Source organism: Pseudomonas sp. dw_358, assembly GCF_018449655.1.
Lineage (GTDB): Bacteria > Pseudomonadota > Gammaproteobacteria > Pseudomonadales > Pseudomonadaceae > Aquipseudomonas.
Window position 1 is genome coordinate 112689 of sequence record NZ_JAAVUX010000010.1, and the last position, 16925, is coordinate 129613.

The following is a 16925-nucleotide window of genomic DNA, read 5'->3' on the forward strand; positions in this document are numbered from 1 at the left end:
AATGCTGTGTTACACCTTGGGGGTATCGGCTTCATGCGCCTGAAATGAAGGGGTTGCGCCAAATATTTCAGGTTGCTACGCAACGACTCAGGCTGAGTGGCTGAAGTACAAGCCGCGGGTAACTTAGTATCAATTTACTGGCACTTTTACTTATTGTTTCCGTTGGTCGGGCCACGGCTGACCACGATCAATAAATACGGGAAAAGTTGTGCAACAGGACGAAATATTCACAAATTTTTCGTGGGTGGGTGCTACGTTTAAGTTCTGTCTCGCTGCACGTCACCGGCACGATCATCGGACAGGTTAACGCTCTGGTCTTCCCTGCCAGCGGCTGTATTACGCCGCTTTCTCAGTCAAGGTGGGCACCATGAACAAGATGACGTTTCCCAATGCGTGCCAGGTCATGCGCTGGCACTTTCACCCCATGGGCTTCGAAGCCAGCATGGACGCGCCCAGCAGTATGGTGGCGCGGCTGTTCGACCGTGCCAGTGGCGAGACGGTGATCGCCATCGCCGGCCTGCCCTGTGCGACGGTGATGAATGCGGCCGATGTGGAGCGCATCATCGAAGCCGTCGAGGCCGAACTGGAAGCCTTTGTACCGCCACGCTTGCTGTCGGCCGTCAACTGAACGCATCCCCTTGGCTGCGCAAATCCGTGAAAAACACTGTGTCGTTCGGCACCCTTGCGCTGGCTGCCGTCACCCCGGCCTGCTCGCGGCGCGTCGGTGGTGGCACGTACCAATAGCAGTGCCCCACAGCCCGGGTGATTCCCACGTAAGCCAGGCGTAGCACTTCATCGCGCTGGGCCGCATCGTAGCCATCGACCTGCCCAGTGCCTGCCAGGCCAGCCAGGCGGTACACCTCATTGCGATAGGGCGACGAGGCAGCGTACGTGCAGTCCCCCAACAGAAACACGGCATCGGCCTGCAAGCCTTTGGCGCTGTGAACGCTCATCAAGCGGATCTGCCGTTGCTCGATGGGACGCTGGCCATCGGCAAGAATAATTTCGTTTACTTCATTATCAATCAATGACTTATCGGATACTCCTCGAAAGAGTATGAGAACCGAATGCCCTTGCCGATGATGCTCCCGCAAGCGCTGGCTCAGGTGCTGCCCATCACGCCCCAGCACCTGCACGGCTGTGGCTGGCGGCAGATGTACGCCAGCGGCGCTGGCCTTCTTGCCCGGCAATGATCTCACGGGGCGTACCAAGTGCTCGGCCGCATCGATGATCATCTGCTGGCTGCGGTAGTTGTCGCTGAGCAACACCCGGGTGGTGCTGGACGCGGGGAACTCCTGCTCGAACGCCAGGAAGTAATGGGTGGAACTGCCACGCCAACCGTAGATGGACTGCCAGTCATCCCCCACGCACAACAACGATGTCTGCGCCGCCTGCGAAGGCTGCGCCACACGGGCACGGCGCCGCGCCTCGGCGAGACTGGCCCGCAGCCAGCTGACAATCTGTGGCGAGATGTCTTGAAACTCATCCACCAACACGTGCGTCATGGGAGCGATCAGGGCATCGGGCAGCCGTTCGAGGTGCTGCGGCGCGCCTTCGCCCAGCAAGGCGAACAGCGTGTTGTAGGTCATGATGGGCGGGGTCTGCTGGCGCAGCGCCTGATTGAAGGCCGGCCAGAAGTGCGCCAAAGCCTGGAAGAACAGCCGATCCGGACCCAAGGCATCGGCATCCATGGCCGCAATGGCACTGGCCACGTCCAGCCCCAGGTTTTCGATGAAACTGGCACTGGCGAAGAATGCATCCAGCAATGGCGCCCCGGCCTGATCACCGGCCACCTGATAATCGAAGCCGGGACCGGACACCGAACTGCCGGCCAACGCCCCCCAAAGGCGCCGTCCCTCATCGTAGTTATCCAGCCAGATCAGAGGCTTATCGCAGAATGCCTGAAACAGAGTGCGCTTTACCGCCCATTCGGCGCGCACACTGAGCTTGGCTCCAGGGCGGCTCATCTGTGGATTTTGCGCAGGGTCCAGGCCCAGCACCACCCAGGCGTCCAGTTCGGCGATGTAGCCATGGCAATGGAATGGGCTGCCATTGATGCTGACGGTACGACGGTCCGGTTCGATGCCTTCGATGGGCCAGACGCCTGCACGGTACCAGTGGTCTTCGATCAGGTCGCACAGCTCCTCGTCGCGACGGGCGGCCAGTTCGGTGACCACGGCGCGCTTCTTCACCTCCGGGTGCTCAGGGCTGAGCCGCTTGAGCCGCAGGGTGTGCAGACGCAGTGCTCCTATCCGTGCGCGAAAGTCCGGGTCGCGGTTGAGCAGTTCGCTGTAGCAGGCGTTCATCAGGCTGCGCTGAGCCTCGTTGATACGCAGGTCGAAGGGGTTGCCGGTACCGGCACCGAGCGTCTCGAACACGCGTACGTCCGCAAGCCCCGGCAAGCTGTGGACTTGCGGCAGCAGGCGGGAGTGAAAGGTGCGCACAGTCCCTTGCGCCTGCCCATTTGAAATATTTATTTCCCACAGATCAAACAGTTGCACCATCTTCTTGATGAAGTCTTTACGTGATTCACGGGTAAACGTAATGACCGTGATGCTGTCCAGCGAATAGCCCAGGTAGTGATGCATGACCAACAGCCGCATGGCCAGCGAGGTGGACTTGCCCGAGCCGGCACCGGCCATCACTGTGGTTGCCGGCGCCTGACTGAAGATCATCTTCCACTGAGCGGCGCTGGGTTGGGCGTGTTCCGGCAGCCGTTGAGCAGCGTCGGCCTTGATGCGCTTCCTCAGCCCGGGGGTCAGGGCGAACTTCCAGTCGTCGAACAGCATGAACGGCGCGGGCTCGCCTTCATCGACCCTGGCGGGTGTATTGTCGGCAGGTGCGGTCTTTTCACCGAACAGACGAGAAGCCCAGCGCTGCAGGAAGGGGGAAGACGACATGAAGGCTCCAACGGCGACATTTGAACGGGTATGGCTGATGAATCAATGAATTAGTGCACTATGCCACAGTGCAACCTGAAGTCTGATATCAGAATATTCGATCACTCCTTGCCATTCTTTGCGCTTTTTACTCGACACGCCGTATTGGAAGATAGGTGCTCGGTGATGTGTCGACTGCCGAGCCTTTCAATGGAGTCCCCATGCTGCAACTCAGACCGTTCAACAGCCTCGGCGCCGCCAATCATGGCTGGCTCGACGCGCACCATCATTTCTCGTTCGCCAGCTACCACGACCCCCGGCGCATGCACTGGGGCAACCTGCGGGTGTGGAACGACGACGTCATCGCCTCCGGCACCGGCTTCCCCCAGCACCCGCATCGGGACATGGAAATCATCACCTACGTGCGCGAAGGCGCCATCACCCATCAGGACAACCTGGGCAACCAGGGCCGTACCGAAGCGGGCGACGTACAGGTGATGAGTGCCGGCACCGGCATCGCCCACAGCGAGTACAACCTGGAGGATGGCCCGACGCGCATTTTCCAGATCTGGATCATCCCCGACAAGACCGGCGAAGCGCCGTCGTGGGGTGCCCGACCGTTTCCCAAGGGCGAACGCAACGAAGGCTTCGTGACCCTGGCCAGCGGCCGTGCGGAGGATGACCAGAGCCTGCGCATCCGTGCCGACGCGCGGCTGGTGGCCGCCACACTCAAGGCTGGCGAAACGGCCGAATACGCCTTGGGCGCCGGTCGCCGCGCCTATTTGGTACCCGCCACCGGCCTGATCGACGTCAACGGCGTGCAAGCCGCCGAGCGCGATGGCGTGGCCGTGGAAGACGAGCGTGTGCTGCGAGTGACAGCGCTGCAGGACAGCGAGATCGTATTGGTGGATGTGGCTTGAAGCCTGCAGGACCGAGCTTGCTCGAGATAGCGACACTGCCTGGGCACCGGAATTCTCCTGGGCAGATTCCCGAGCAAGGGCGGTCCTGCAGCAGGTTCGATCAGGAAATGGCGGTGTCCACCAACACCTGCGCCTCAGCCACCAGACGCTGCAGGTGCGCGTCATCGACAAAGCTTTCGGCGTAGATCTTGTAGATGTCTTCGGTGCCCGACGGCCGTGCGGCGAACCAGCCGTTGGCGGTGCTGACTTTCAAGCCGCCGATGGCCTGGTTGTTGCCCGGTGCGTGGCTGAGGATCTGTTCGATCGGCTCGCCTGCCAACTCCTTGGACGTGACCTGCTCGGGAGACAGCTTGCCCAGCGCGGCTTTCTGCTGTGGGTTGGCCTTGGCCTCGACGCGAGTCGAGTAAGGCGTGCCCAGAGCGGCCGTCAGGTCCTGGTACAGCTGGCTGGGATCCTTGCCTTGGGTGGCGGTCATCTCGGCCGCCAGCAGCGACGGGATCAGGCCGTCCTTGTCGGTGCTCCAGACCGTGCCGTCGCGGCGCAGAAAGGAGGCACCCGCGCTTTCCTCCCCGCCAAACCCCAAGGACCCGTCAAACAGACCGTCGGCAAAATACTTGAAGCCCACTGGCACTTCGTACAGGCGACGGCCCAGACGCGCAGTGACGCGGTCGATCAGGCCGCTGCTGACCACGGTCTTGCCCACGGCCGCATCGCTGCGCCATTGCGGGCGATGGCGGTACAGGTAATCGATGGCCACGGCCAGGTAGTTGTTCGGCGCCAACAGGCCGCCGCTCGGGGTGACGATGCCGTGACGGTCATGGTCCGGGTCGCAGGCAAAGGCTACGTCGAAACGGTCCTTGAGGCCGATCAGACCTTGCATCGCGTAGGGCGAGGACGGGTCCATGCGGATCTGTCCGTCCCAGTCCACGCTCATGAAGCGGAACGTCGGGTCGACGTTGGGGTTGACCACGGTCAGGTCAAGCGTGTGGTGCTCGGCGATGGCTGTCCAGTAACGCACCCCGGCGCCGCCCAGCGGGTCGACGCCCAGGCGCAGACCGGCCTTGCGAATCGCATCGAAGTCAATGACGTTGATCAGGTCCGCCACGTAGGTGTTGAGGTAATCATGGCGGTGGGTGGTGTTGGCCTTCAGGGCCTTTTCGTAGCTGATGCGCTTGACGCCCTTGAGGCCCTCGCCCAGCAGTTCGTTGGCCTTGGCCTCGATCCACTTGGTGACGTCGGTATCGGCCGGGCCGCCGTTGGGCGGGTTGTATTTGAAGCCACCGCTCTGGGGCGGGTTGTGCGACGGCGTGATCACCACGCCATCGGCCAGTCCACGTTCGCGGCCGCGGTTATAGCAGATGATCGCGTGGGACACCGCCGGCGTCGGCGTGTATTCGTCGTCGGCGGCAATCATCACCTGCACGCCGTTGGCGGCAAACACTTCCAGGGCACTGGCGCCCGCCGGGGTGGACAAGGCGTGAGTGTCGATACCGACGAACAGCGGGCCATCAATGCCCTTGGTCTGACGGTACAGGCAGATGGCCTGGCTGATCGCCAGCACGTGTCCTTCGTTGAAGCTTGAATCGAATGAACTGCCACGGTGGCCGGACGTACCGAAGGCGACGCGTTGCGTGGACACGGCCGCGTCGGGTTGGGCGGTGTAATAGGCAGTGACCAGTCGCGGGATGTCGACCAGCAACTCGGCGGGAGCAGGTTTGCCCGCAAACGGACTGAGCTTCATGCAAAACCTCGGGTACAGAAAGATGACGGTGAATGATCGGGTGACAGTTTACTGGCACTTTGACCCCTGTGCCCGCTGTTGTATCCCCCGGCCCGATAATTATTCCACCGGCGCTGCCAGTTGCCACCAGCGCGGGAACAGCTGTTGGACCTTGGCTTGCGCAAAACGGTCATCGATCAGCACCACCACACCCTCGTCGTCGACGCCACGGATCACCCGGCCTGCGGCCTGCACCACTTTCTGCAAGCCCGGATACAGGTAGGCATAATCGTAACCGGCGCCAAAGATAGCGCCCATGCGCTGCTTGATCTGTTCATTGACCGGGTTGAACTGGGGCAACCCGAGGGTGGCGACAAACGCGCCGATCAGGCGCTTGCCCGGCAGGTCGATCCCTTCGCCGAACGCACCGCCCAGCACCGCAAAGCCAATGCCTTGAGTGTGTTCGGCAAATTGCCCGAGAAAATCGCGGCGGGCGCCCTCATCCATCTTCGGCTTTTGCAGCCAGAGCGCAATCGCCGGGTAACGGACGGCCATCAGCGTGGCCACTTGCTGCAAGTACTCGAAGCTGCTGAAAAAGGCCAGGTAGTTGCCTGTTGCCTCGGCGAACTGCTCGGCCATCAACTCGACGATGGGCACCAGCGAGCGCTCCCGATGGGCATAGCGGGTGGAGATGTGATCGGCGATGCGTACTTGCAATTGCGCGGCGTTGAAGGGTGACGCCACGTCGACCCAGGCACAGTCGGCCGGCAGCCCCAACAGGTCCTGGTAGTAGCGGCGCGGGCTCAGCGTGGCGGAAAACAGCACGCTGCTGCGGGGGGCCTTGAGCCGAGGTGCCAGCAACGGCGCCGGCACCACGTTGCGCAGGCACAGGGTGGCCTGGCGCTTGCGCCCTGCCCCTTCTCGTACGGTGATATCGAACAGGTAGTGCTCGTCGAACAGCTCCGCGACCCGGGTGAACTGCAAGGCCTCGAAGTAGAAGTCCAGCAGGGAGCGGTCCAGGCTCAGGGGGTTTTCGTTCATTTCGTCGCCGATCAGCGACACGCAGCGCAGCAAGGTCAGCAGGAATTTGTCGGGCAACGCAGTACGGGCCTGGTAGGGCGTCAGCTGGTCCTTGCAGAGGGCGTTCCATTCACGGTTCAGCCGTTGCAGGGCGGTCTTGAGCCGTGCCGGCGGCGCCTTGCGCAAGGCTTGCAGGCGCCACGGGTCGAGGCTGGCGCTGTACATCTGGCGGGCGCGGTCGACCAGGTTGTGGGCCTCGTCCACCAGCAGCGCCAGGTTCCATTGGTTGGCCTGGGCCAGCCCCATGAGCAAGGCGGTGAGGTCGAAATAGTAGTTGTAGTCGCCTACCACCACATCAACCCAGCGGGCCAGCTCCTGGCTCAGGTAGTACGGGCACACCTGATGGGCCAGGGCGACCTCGCGCACACTGGCCTGGTCCAGCAGCGGCCGCTTCAGGGCGGCCACGCGGGCAGCAGGCAGGCGATCGTAAAAGCCCTTGGCCAACGGACAGGCATCACCATGGCAGGCCTTGTCCGGGTATTCGCAGGCCTTGTCCCGGGCCACCAGTTCCAACCCGCGCAACGCCAGCCCAGGCTGGCTGCGCACGACTTGCTGGAGGGCGTCCAGGGCCAGTTGGCGGCCAGGGGTCTTGGCGGTCAGAAAGTAGATCTTGTCCAACTGCTGCGGGACCATGGCCTTGAGCAGCGGGAACAGCGTGGCCAGGGTCTTGCCGATGCCGGTGGTGGCCTGGGCCAGCAGGCAGCGTCCGGTGCTGGCCGCCTTGTACACGGTTTCGGCGAGGTCGCGCTGGCCGGTGCGAAAGTCCGCATAAGGGAACCGTAGCTCGCGCAGGCCTTGATCGCGCTCGGCCAGGCGCTTCAACTCCGGACGGGCGAAGGCCAGAAAGACCTCGCACTGCGCCTCGAACCAGCGCTTGAGGGCCTCGCGGCTCCAGGGTTCTTCGATCAGGGTCTGACGGTCGCTGTCGACGTCCAGGTAGACCAATGCCAGGCGCAGCTCGGGCAAGCCCAGTTGATCGGCCAGCAGCCAGCCGTACATCCGCGCCTGAGCCCAGTGCAGCTGGCGATGATTGTCCGGCTGGCGACTCAAGTCGCCCCGGTAGGTCTTGATTTCCTCCAGGCGATTGAGCACTGGGTCGTAACCGTCGGCACGCCCACGCACCTGCAGTTCGGCGTATTGGCCACTGAGGCTGACCTCGCTCTGGTAGCCCGCGCCGCGCCCGGCAGCCACCCGGCGATGGCCGGCCATGCCCTCCTGGGCTGTGGGCGACGGGGTGAAGCGCAGGTCCAGGTCGCCGACCTTGGCGGTGAACTCGCACAGGGCCCGTACCGCCACCGGGTAGCTCAGGCGCACGCGGTGTCCCACTGTACGTAGCAGACCTCGACGGGCATCCGATGCTGGGCGCAGAACTCGATCCAGCGCAGCTGGTTATCCTGTAACCGGTCGCCCGGTCCCTTGACCTCGATCATGCGGTAGCGCCCCTCTTCAGGCCAGAACTGGATCAGGTCGGGCATGCCCGAGCGGTTGTTGCGCACATCGCTCAGCAGGCGCTCGAAGCAATGCCGCAGATGGACCGCCGGCAGGCAGGCCAGCGCCTGCTCCAGCAACGGCGGTTCGAGCACCGACCAATAGACGAAGGGCGACTGCAGTCCCCACTTGTCGCGGTAGCAGGCACGGATGCTGTCTTTCCAGCGGCCGTCGTCCAATTGCGCCAGGCAGGCCGCAAACAACGTGGCGCGGCGGGCGTGGAAATCGGCTTGCAACAAGTCCGCCGGGCCGCTCTGGAACGGGTGAAAGAAAGCCCCCGGCAGCGGCGCGAAAATCGCCGGCCAGCAAAGCAGGCCGAAGAGCGAGTTGATCAGGCTGTTTTCCACGTAGTGCACCGGCGCCTGCGGGTCGTGCAAATGCGCCTGGACCTGAGACTCGACGCTGCCCAGGCGCTCGTCCCGAGGCAGGTTCAGGTCCAGCCGAGTGACTGGCACCCGGCTCCGGCGCCCGGCCACCGCCTGGCCCAGGCGCTTGCGCAAGCGCGGCACGATGCGCTCCAGCGCCTGAGCTTCGGCCGCGCCCTCCACTGCCCCGCCAGCCTCCTCGGCCAGTGCCAGCGCCTGGGCGTCGGCGCCGCTGCGTTCCAGCACGCGGATGCGCCGCAGGCGGGCACCGGGATAGCGCGACTGACTGTAACGCTGCAACGCGGCCGGCCAATCCTGGGCCTTTTCATGCAACTGGGCGATCTCGAACAGTGCCTTGTCCCGTCGGCTGAGCAACCAGGGGTTTTCACTGTGCAGGGCGGCGATCGCCTCGCCGATCAACAGGGGATCGTCGCCCTGCTCCAGGCGCTCTCGGCAGGCGTGCAACGCGAGGTAGAACTGCACGTCGGCGCGCTGGCGCAGGGCCCGGGAGTCGGCTTCCAGGGCGACGGTCTCGTAGCGGAACACGCCGAGGTCGGCCAGTACGAAATCGGTCCAGGTCTGGCGCAGGTTGCCGAAGAACATCAGCCGCAGCCGATCGCACAGCGGCCGCACCCGCAGCGCGTAGACCTGCTCGGGGTGATCGGGGCACCAGTTCGTGAAGGATTGCGCCTGAGGGTGCAAGGTGGCAATGGCCTCGTACAGCTCGGCCTTGCGCACCGCCCTGCGCACCCCATGGCGGCTGAAGCTGCGCACCAGTTCGGCCTTCTGAAGCACCTCGAACAGCTCGGCCAGGCTCATGGGCCCATCGGCTTGCAGCCAGCCCTGGGCCAGCAGACTGGCGGCCGCCAGGCGCGGGCAGCCGATCTCGGCGTATTGCAGGCGCGACTCGCGAAAGAACCCGCCCTTGCGCATCACCATGCGCACGAGCAATGCCTGGGACGCTTGGGGCACAACCTGGAAACCCTCGATGAACGCTTGCTCTTCGCGGTCGAGCAAGTCGGCATAACGGCTCGCCAGCCAGCTCAGCACCCGCTGGAAGTTGGCCAGGTAGTAGAAAGGGTCGTCAAAGGCGTCGGGGTTCACGGCACGGCATCGGCAGGAAATACGGCACTGGTTATACATACAGATTGGCACGCTGACAAGTTGCGGGGACAGGCGGCAGGGGTCATGCCGCGGGGGCACCTACGACTCCCTGCCCTCACGCGCCAACACCTCGGCCACCACCGGCCAAAGCGCCTCATGCTGCGCCTCGCTCAGGTCTGGGCAGGCCAGTAGCAGGCACTGGCTGAAATCCCCACGCAGGCTGAACAGCTCGCCGGGGGTGACCACTATGCGCCGTTGCACCAGGCGCTCGAACAGCCGCCTGCCGTTGACCGGCTGGCGACAGCGGAGCCAGAGGCCCGTGCCGCCCTTGGGGCGCGTGTACTCGACATGCTCGGCCAAATGGCGATCGAGCTGCTGCTGCCATGTGCCCAGACGCACCTGCCAAAGACAACGCAGGCGCTGCAAGTGGGCGTCCACCTGGCCGCCATCGAACAAGCGGGCGATGGCCTGCTGGCGGATCGGCGGCAACCGGCAAGCGCGCTGGAGAAACACCTGGCGCAGGGAGGGAGCGAAATGTCGGGACATGAGGTACCCGTAACCGCCTTCCGCACCAATGCCCTGCTCCAGCGAGCCGAGAATCAACAGCCGCTGCGGATCGATCAGTTCGCGCAGGCGCGGTGTTTCACTGAAGCACAGCTCGCCACCGCCATCGTGCTCCAGCAGCCAGGTGCCATAGTGGACGAGCAAGCGGCCAAGCGCGCGACGCTGGGCCAACGGCATCAGCGTGCCATGGGGCAGGTTGACCCGAGAGTCCAGCAACATCAGCCTGACCCGCCCCCCCTTGAGCTGGGGCTCCAGCCATTGCAGGTCAATTCGCCCACGGTCACAAAGCGCCAGCTCCAACACCTGCACGCCGGCGTCGCGCAGGGCCCGCAGCAACGGCCAGGGGCACGGGGTGACCACGACCACCGTCTGCCCCTTGAGTGCCAGGGCCAGTATCAGCAAACGCAGAACCGAGGCTGCGTCCACGCCGAGGTAAAGGTTATCGGCATTCCAGCATTGGTCCACGGCCGTGCTGTACCGGGCCGCCAATGCTCGGCGCAGCTGCGTGTCGCCGCAAGGGTGCGCAAGGCTCCCGGCCAAGCGCGGGGACAGCCGCAGCAGGTGCCGTTCCCAGCGGTGCAACAGGATTTCCAGCGGTTGCTCGAGAACGGCGCTGGCATGGCTCATCTGCTGCAGTTGCTCCTGTTGGGCCAGCGCGTTCAGGCGTTCGAGCAGGTCTTCGCCGCCCGGGTCAGAACCGGTTTGCGACCGCGGACAGGTGAAATAACCTGATTTGCGCACCGAATACACCCGGCCCTGCGTCTCCAGCAATGAATACGCCGACTGCACCGTGGACATCGACACGCTCAGCTGCCGCGCCAGCAAGCGCAACGGCGGCAGGCGCTGGCCCGGCCCTGCCGCATCGATCAGTTCGCCCAGGTAGCGATACACGGCCTGATAGGCAAATGCCCCCGTAGCGCTCACGAGCGGTCGGCGATCAGGTCGCGCAAGGCAGGCCCGGTCAGCTTCGCTCCCTGCTCCTGACGCCGCCGGGGATCACTGGCGTGCATCACTGCGATCAGATCGCGGCGGCCCGCCAGATCCACTCGCTGCAGATGATAAAGACGCCGAAGCGCCACCAGCGGCAACCCGCTGACCTCCCGCAGCCAGCCCTGCGCCGCCTCCGTGCCGCCCTGCCCCTGCAAGGCCCCGTGCAGCTGCGCCAGACCCGGCAACCACTGTGGGTAGCGGCGCTGGACAAAGGCCTTGAGCGCGGCGCCGTGTTCGACGAACGGCGCATAGAGCAGGCAGACCAACTGCTCCTCGGTCACCCCGAAAGCGGCGTCGGCCTGCTCATTGGCTTCGGCGCGCCGCGCGCCCAGGGCCTCGTCGCCGCTCCAGGCATGCAAGGCACGCAGGATCAGCGTCCGGGACATCCCCCGCGCGCGCATCTGCGGCACCAGCACCCGCAGGTAATCATGGACCCCACGCCGATAGTTGCGACCTTGCAGGCATTCAGCGCGCAGACCGCGCATATGCGCGAGCAACACCGGGCTGGCGCCATCCAGCTCGGTGAAACCGCTGCCGCAGCCAATGAACTGGAAGCCGAGAAAATCCATCAGCAAATGCCAGTGATCAGGGTTGGCACCATCGATCACGCTGTGCAGCTTGAGGAACTCCACGGGCAGGCGCGGTACCTGGCGCCACGGACGACCGTCGCCCGCGCCGTTGTGCAGCCCGTGCAGTTGCTGGTAATAGACATCGCTCAACGATTCCAGCGCTTGCAACAATTCGATGGACAGCGGATTGCGCGGCGCCTCACCGCCCCGGGCCTGACGGGCCGCACGCATGCCCCACGCCAGGTAATGCCGCAACTGGCGGGGCTCGTCGGCCACCGCGACGGCATCGACACCGCCCGCCCAGCTTATTGCGCGCTGGTAGAAACCGGCCATGGCCAGGTAGCAGCCATTGCTGAAGGTCACCCGTTCATCGCCCCCGGTCAGATGGCCGCTGACCAGCAGATTCATGCGCTGGCTGAGGCGGGCGTTTTCACTCAACGGCGGCAGCGGCTCCAGGGGACTCACCCGCCGCTCGTCGAGCAACAGCAACTCGACCCTCGAGTCGTCCTGAAGAAACAGCGCGCTGCAGGCACGTTGCACATTGGCGAAGGCGGCATGGCTGATGCCAGCCTGGCGGCACGTGGCAACGCGCAGGGTGAAGGTGGCGCCATGCTCCTGGGCGAAGCTCAGCTGGGCGGCGCGCAGAAAGGCCAGCGTCTGCAGGCTGTCCTTGCCCCCGGCACAGGCCAGCAGGACCTTGTAGCGCTCCAGTTCGGGAAGGCCACCGGCCTCGATACAGAGCCGCTGCATCAACATCTGCAAGGACGCTCGCTGAGCGGGCGTGAAGCAGCCCAGCAGGCGCTGGAGCAGTTGCGCGTGGACGTGGGTCATCGCCTGGGAATGGAGTGCGCTCATGGGGTACCTGATGGCTGACGTGCCGCGATCGACACAATAAATTCGCCAGGCCATGACAACGCAGACCCACAGGCACCCACAACGGGCGTTTTCCGAAAATCGACAGGGAAATTTCTGAAAATTTACCCACTTTGCGGGATGGCTTGATCCCGCGGGGTGTTCAGGAGACTGGAAAGCCCAAGCCAAGGGGCTTTCCAGAGCGATTCAAGGCAGTTCCAGGGCCACTCGACCACCGCAAGGACAACCGTCCATGTAGCGGTGCGCTTCGACGAACTGCTCGAAAGGGAAGACCTTGGTCACCTGGGGCACCAGGACCCGATCAGCCGTCAGCTGGTTGATGTCACGCAGGGCCCGCTGCAAGGACTCCTGATCCTGGGCGATGCCCAGCTCCGGCTTGCCCAGGAAGTTGCCCAGGCAATGGACGAAGAACTGGATATTCTTCTGAAACGCCGCACAGGCTGGAAACGGCGTCTGGTTGCCCCCCTGCAGCCCGTACAGCACCAGGCTGCCACGGGGCGCCAGGACATCGCCGAGCAAGGCCATCTGCGGGCCGCCAAGGCCATCGAGGACCATGTCCACACCGCGATCCTCGGTGTACTTGCGGATCTGCATCAGCAGGTCCTGCTCTTCGGTGACAATGACTTTCTCGGCGCCCAGCGCCAGCAGGTAATCGCGCTGCTCGGGCTGCTTGGTGGCGGCGATGACCTTCAGGCCCAGCGCCTTGCCCAGCTGCACGAAGGCCGGCCCGGCACAGTGGCTGGCATCGGTGACCAGCGCGGTCTGCCCCGGCTTGCAGCGGGCCAGCTCGACGTAGGCAAACCAGGCCAGCAGCATCGGCGTGTAGTGCACCGCCGCTTCGACCGGCGTGAGGATGTCCGGGTAGCGAGTCAGCGCCTGGGTCGGGATGACGATCAGCTCGCCACTCACCGGGTAATCGTTGGGGCTCTGGCTCGGGAAGCTGGCGACCTTGTCGCCCACGGCAAACCCCTCGACGCCATCACCGATGGCGGTCACCACACCCGCCATTTCCTGGCCGATACCGGCCGGCAGGCGGGTCTGGGACGACGCCAGGTTCTGGCGCCACAGAATGTCGTACCAGCTGATGCCGATCGCTTCGACCCGCACCTGCACTTCCCCGGCAGCCGGAGATGGAGCCGCATGCTCTTCGCATTTGAGCACATCGGCCGGACCAAATTTGTGGAAACGAATCGTGCGGGACATCGCAAACCTCGCCTTAATGAACCTCTAATGCCATGAACTCTATCCGGGCTTTACCCGCCAAACCATCCGTGGCGATTGATAGTCACCATGCCTGCCATTGATTAAAGACCCGGAAGGCGTGGGAAAACTCAATTTTCCGGTGCAGATTAACAGCCTTTCCCCGTAAGATTCACGCCGCGTCCTATCTTCTTCATATTCCAGCGAAGCGAATCCGGATGAATCGTAACGACCTGCGCCGCGTCGACCTGAACCTGTTGATCGTCTTCGAAACCTTGATGCACGAACGCAGCGTGACCCGCGCCGCGGAAAAGCTGTTCCTCGGCCAGCCCGCCATCAGCGCCGCGCTGTCGCGCCTGCGCGGGCTGTTCGACGACCCACTGTTCGTGCGCACCGGGCGCAGCATGGAGCCCTCGGCCCGGGCCGTGGAGATCTTCGCCCTGCTGTCCCCGGCGCTGGACTCCATCTCCACCGCCGTCAGCCGCGCCTCGGACTTCGACCCCGCCACCAGCACCGCGGTGTTTCGCATCGGCCTGTCGGACGACGCCGAATTCGCCCTGCTGCCGATGCTGCTCAAACGCCTGCGCGCCGAAGCCCCCGGCATCGTGCTGGTGGTGCGCCGCGCGAACTACATCCTGATGCCGGCCCTGCTGGCCTCGGGCGAGATCTCCATCGGCGTCAGCTACACCAACGAACTGCCGGCCAACGCCAAGCGCAAGGTCCTGCGCCGCAGCACCTCGCGGCTCCTGCGCGCCGATACCGTCCCTGGCCCCTTGAGCCTGGACGACTTCTGTGCCCGGCCCCATGCATTGGTGTCCTACGCCGGGGATCTCAGTGGTTTTGTCGACACCGCTTTGGAAAAACTCGACCGCAAGCGCCACGTGGTGCTCGCCGTGCCGCAGTTCAACGGCTTGAGTACCTTGCTGGCGGGGACGGACATCATTGCCATCGTGCCGGATTACACAGCCGATTCGCTGACGGCAGCTGGCGGGGTCCGGGCCGAGCCTTTGCCGCTGGAGATGCAGACGTTTGAACTGCATATGGCCTGGCGGGGGTCTCAGGATAATGATCCGGGGGAGCGGTGGCTACGGTCGCGGATTCAGATGTTTTTTGGGGATCCGGATAGCCTTTGACTGAGTTCCACTGAGATCTAGAAAATCTATAATAAACAATAGATTATGAAATTCTCTCATCCATGGCCACCCCTCTATTTCCACTGGATTCCAGGGAAGCTGGGGGTACAATTGGGACGTGATGGCCTCTCGTAAGTCCGACAGGCCTGCTTACAAGCACTGGCGTATGAAATATCGGCTGCTGGGTAAAGAGAACATATTTGCCATTGGCAGCTATCCCGATATCGGCCTTAAGGAAGCCCGAGATCTTGCTCGGGAAGCGCGCCGCGACTTGACGAACAATGTTGCTCCGCCAGGGAAGCTCGGATCAACTTGCCGCGCAGCGATGGCATGCCGTAATTCGCCCAGCACTCAGCGCTACTCCCTAAAAACGGCCAAATACAGTGTGCAGCGGAGCATCAGCCACGCCTTGCAGCGCGCGCTGCAGGACGGCGTGGTGAAAATCACGGTCATGCGCCCCCAGGGCACCTGGAACTGAAACGCGAGCTGCAACAGCGCTACGGCGTACGCCGTGTCATCGTGGGCGCCAGGCGGCGCACGAAGTGGTGCAACTGCTGGGCGGCGTCGGCAACAAGGGCGCCTTCGAGGCCACCCTGCTGACCCAGCGCCTGGCCACCCTGCTCAATTGCCCGGCCTACCTGCTGCCCTCCGAGAGCATCGAACAATCGGTACAGAGCCGCGATCGCATCCTGCAAATGGGCGAAGTGCTCGAACGCTTCGACAGCGTAACCTTGGCCATCGTCGGCATCGGTGAGCTGGAGCCTTCACAGCTGTTTCGCAACAGCGTCAACGACTACACCGAGGATATGCTGCGGGTGCTGGCCGAGCGCGGCGCGGTGGGCGACATCTGCCCGCGCTACTTCGAACAGAACGGCCAGCCGGTGCTCGAAGAAGACGAAGAGTTCGTGGTGTCCATGGCCCTGCCCAAGCTGCACGACGTGCCGCGGGTGCTGGCGCTGGCGAGCGGCAGCCGCAAGGTGCAAGCCATTCGCGGGGCGCTCAAGGGCGGCTTTGTCGATGTATTGATCCCCGACCTGGTGGCCGCGACGGGGATGCGCGAGTCGCTGTAACCTGCACGATGCGCGTAATAACCAAATAAGACCTGCACATGAATATTCAGTATTTCTGGATATAAATCGGCAGGGGTAATCTCGGGGCATTCCAAGCGCTCAAGCCATCGAGACACGACATGACCCCTGCTACCGCCTCTGTTACCGACCTCGTGCTGTACCGCAAGCGCAAGCAGGCCCAAGAGCTTGGCCGCGCGCTCTGGGCCCATTACGCCACTGGCGGGGCGCTGCCTACCGCGCAATGGATACAGGCCATCAAGGACGACGCATCGCGGCAGGCCTGACCGTGGCGACGCCTACCGGCTTTCTGACGGCCAACGACGAGCAGAGCATCGACTTTGAAGCCCACTCCCAGCGAGATGATGATGACCCTGTGGGCCAGCGCGTGGCGCTCAACCTGCAACGCCTGCGGAGCAAGCGCCAACTGTCCCTGGACGGTCTGGGCCGAGCCAGTGGCGTAAGCAGGGCCATGCTGGCGCAGATCGAGTCGGGCCGCAGCGTGCCGTCGATCAAGGTGCTGTGCAAGATTGCCAAAGGCTTGAAGGTGTCGGTGGCGGCCTTTCTCGAACACCGCGATTTCGATGGCGTCTCGGTTCTGCCAGCTAGGGAAAGCAAACGTTTGGTCAGCGCCAGCGGTGCTTTTGTCACTCGCGCCCTGTTCCCCTACGACACCGCCCGCCAGGTTGAATTCTACGAGATGCGCCTGAGCCCGTTGGGCGAAGAACAATCCTTGGGCCACGGCCCCGGCGTGCAGGAAAACCTGGTGGTGGCCCAGGGGGCGCTGGAGGTCAGTGTCAATGAAGAGCGCTTCTTGCTCTCAACTGGCGATTCAATGTTGTTTTATGCTGACCAGCCGCACATCTACCGCAATCCTGTGGACAGCGAGACGGTGGCGTATCTGGTGGTGACGCATCCTGAGCAGTTGAACTGAGCCCAGCCCCCGGTGTCAGGGTAGTTATCGTGTCTCCCG

At 63.8% G+C, this 16925-nt stretch carries 12 protein-coding genes and 2 pseudogenes; 7 read left to right on the top strand and 7 right to left on the bottom strand.

The window, feature by feature from the left end:
- The first annotated feature begins 367 nt into the window (after positions 1-367).
- Positions 368-628, top strand: coding sequence for a DUF1652 domain-containing protein (locus tag HB675_RS16085; protein WP_213879332.1), 261 nt, complete (start codon positions 368-370; stop codon positions 626-628).
- On the opposite strand, the gene HB675_RS16090 is transcribed toward HB675_RS16085, so the two are convergent.
- A complete protein-coding gene (locus HB675_RS16090; protein WP_213879333.1) occupies positions 621-2900 on the bottom strand; it encodes a UvrD-helicase domain-containing protein in 2280 nt (759 codons plus the stop codon). The two genes, HB675_RS16085 and HB675_RS16090, sit on opposite strands and share 8 nt — an antisense overlap.
- 200 nt (positions 2901-3100) lie before the next feature.
- Between HB675_RS16090 and HB675_RS16095 the strand changes: the two genes are divergently transcribed.
- A complete protein-coding gene (locus HB675_RS16095) occupies positions 3101-3799 on the top strand; it encodes a pirin family protein (RefSeq protein WP_213879334.1) in 699 nt (232 codons plus the stop codon).
- A gap of 100 nt (positions 3800-3899) precedes the next feature.
- Here HB675_RS16095 and pgm read toward each other — a convergent pair whose 3' ends face one another.
- The 6 genes from pgm to HB675_RS16125 form a co-directional block, all read right to left on the bottom strand.
- Complete coding sequence (gene pgm / locus HB675_RS16100; protein ID WP_213879335.1) at positions 3900-5540, bottom strand: phosphoglucomutase (alpha-D-glucose-1,6-bisphosphate-dependent); 1641 nt, start codon at positions 5538-5540, stop codon at positions 3900-3902.
- A gap of 99 nt (positions 5541-5639) precedes the next feature.
- A complete protein-coding gene (locus HB675_RS16105; protein ID WP_213879417.1) occupies positions 5640-7907 on the bottom strand; it encodes an ATP-dependent DNA helicase in 2268 nt (755 codons plus the stop codon).
- Positions 7904-9556, bottom strand: a complete 1653-nt coding sequence (locus HB675_RS16110) for a VRR-NUC domain-containing protein (protein WP_345945773.1) — start codon at positions 9554-9556, stop codon at positions 7904-7906. The genes HB675_RS16105 and HB675_RS16110 overlap by 4 nt, the downstream gene beginning before the upstream one ends.
- Positions 9557-9655: 99 nt before the next feature.
- Positions 9656-11044, bottom strand: coding sequence for a PLP-dependent aminotransferase family protein (locus HB675_RS16115; RefSeq protein WP_213879337.1), 1389 nt, complete (start codon positions 11042-11044; stop codon positions 9656-9658).
- A complete protein-coding gene (locus HB675_RS16120; RefSeq protein ID WP_213879338.1) occupies positions 11041-12534 on the bottom strand; it encodes a hypothetical protein in 1494 nt (497 codons plus the stop codon). The genes HB675_RS16115 and HB675_RS16120 overlap by 4 nt, the downstream gene beginning before the upstream one ends.
- A gap of 204 nt (positions 12535-12738) precedes the next feature.
- Positions 12739-13755, bottom strand: coding sequence for a zinc-dependent alcohol dehydrogenase family protein (locus tag HB675_RS16125; RefSeq protein ID WP_213879339.1), 1017 nt, complete (start codon positions 13753-13755; stop codon positions 12739-12741).
- 215 nt (positions 13756-13970) lie between these two features.
- Here HB675_RS16125 and HB675_RS16130 point away from each other — a divergent pair, with 215 nt between their 5' ends.
- The 5 genes and pseudogenes from HB675_RS16130 to HB675_RS16150 all read left to right on the top strand — a co-directional run bounded on the left by HB675_RS16130 (position 13971) and on the right by HB675_RS16150 (position 16886).
- On the top strand, positions 13971-14885 hold the full coding sequence (locus HB675_RS16130; RefSeq protein WP_256737576.1) for a LysR family transcriptional regulator: 915 nt from the start codon (positions 13971-13973) through the stop codon (positions 14883-14885).
- Between the two features lie 166 nt (positions 14886-15051).
- Positions 15052-15165 (top strand): annotated as a pseudogene (locus HB675_RS25945) (Arm DNA-binding domain-containing protein); the annotation flags it as partial.
- A 117-nt stretch (positions 15166-15282) separates the two neighbouring features.
- Positions 15283-15955 (top strand): annotated as a pseudogene (locus HB675_RS16140) (sugar-binding domain-containing protein); the annotation flags it as partial.
- A 119-nt stretch (positions 15956-16074) separates the two neighbouring features.
- On the top strand, positions 16075-16239 hold the full coding sequence (locus HB675_RS16145) for a hypothetical protein (RefSeq protein WP_213879340.1): 165 nt from the start codon (positions 16075-16077) through the stop codon (positions 16237-16239).
- Entirely contained in the window at positions 16197-16886 is a 690-nt protein-coding gene (locus tag HB675_RS16150; protein WP_213879341.1) for an XRE family transcriptional regulator, read from the top strand. Before HB675_RS16145 ends, HB675_RS16150 begins: the two co-directional genes overlap by 43 nt.
- Positions 16887-16925 lie beyond the last annotated feature (39 nt).

What these genes read in the sequence shown, in the direction of transcription:
- HB675_RS16085 (WP_213879332.1), top strand. Translation starts at nt 368, where the DNA reads ATGAACAAGATGACGTTTCCCAATGCGTGCCAGGTCATGCGCTGGCAC.
- HB675_RS16090 (WP_213879333.1), bottom strand. Translation starts at nt 2,900, where the DNA reads ATGTCGTCTTCCCCCTTCCTGCAGCGCTGGGCTTCTCGTCTGTTCGGT.
- HB675_RS16095 (WP_213879334.1), top strand. Translation starts at nt 3,101, where the DNA reads ATGCTGCAACTCAGACCGTTCAACAGCCTCGGCGCCGCCAATCATGGC.
- pgm (WP_213879335.1), bottom strand. Translation starts at nt 5,540, where the DNA reads ATGAAGCTCAGTCCGTTTGCGGGCAAACCTGCTCCCGCCGAGTTGCTG.
- HB675_RS16120 (WP_213879338.1), bottom strand. Translation starts at nt 12,534, where the DNA reads ATGAGCGCACTCCATTCCCAGGCGATGACCCACGTCCACGCGCAACTG.
- HB675_RS16125 (WP_213879339.1), bottom strand. Translation starts at nt 13,755, where the DNA reads ATGTCCCGCACGATTCGTTTCCACAAATTTGGTCCGGCCGATGTGCTC.
- HB675_RS16130 (WP_256737576.1), top strand. Translation starts at nt 13,971, where the DNA reads ATGAATCGTAACGACCTGCGCCGCGTCGACCTGAACCTGTTGATCGTC.
- HB675_RS16145 (WP_213879340.1), top strand. Translation starts at nt 16,075, where the DNA reads ATGACCCCTGCTACCGCCTCTGTTACCGACCTCGTGCTGTACCGCAAG.
- HB675_RS16150 (WP_213879341.1), top strand. Translation starts at nt 16,197, where the DNA reads ATGGATACAGGCCATCAAGGACGACGCATCGCGGCAGGCCTGACCGTG.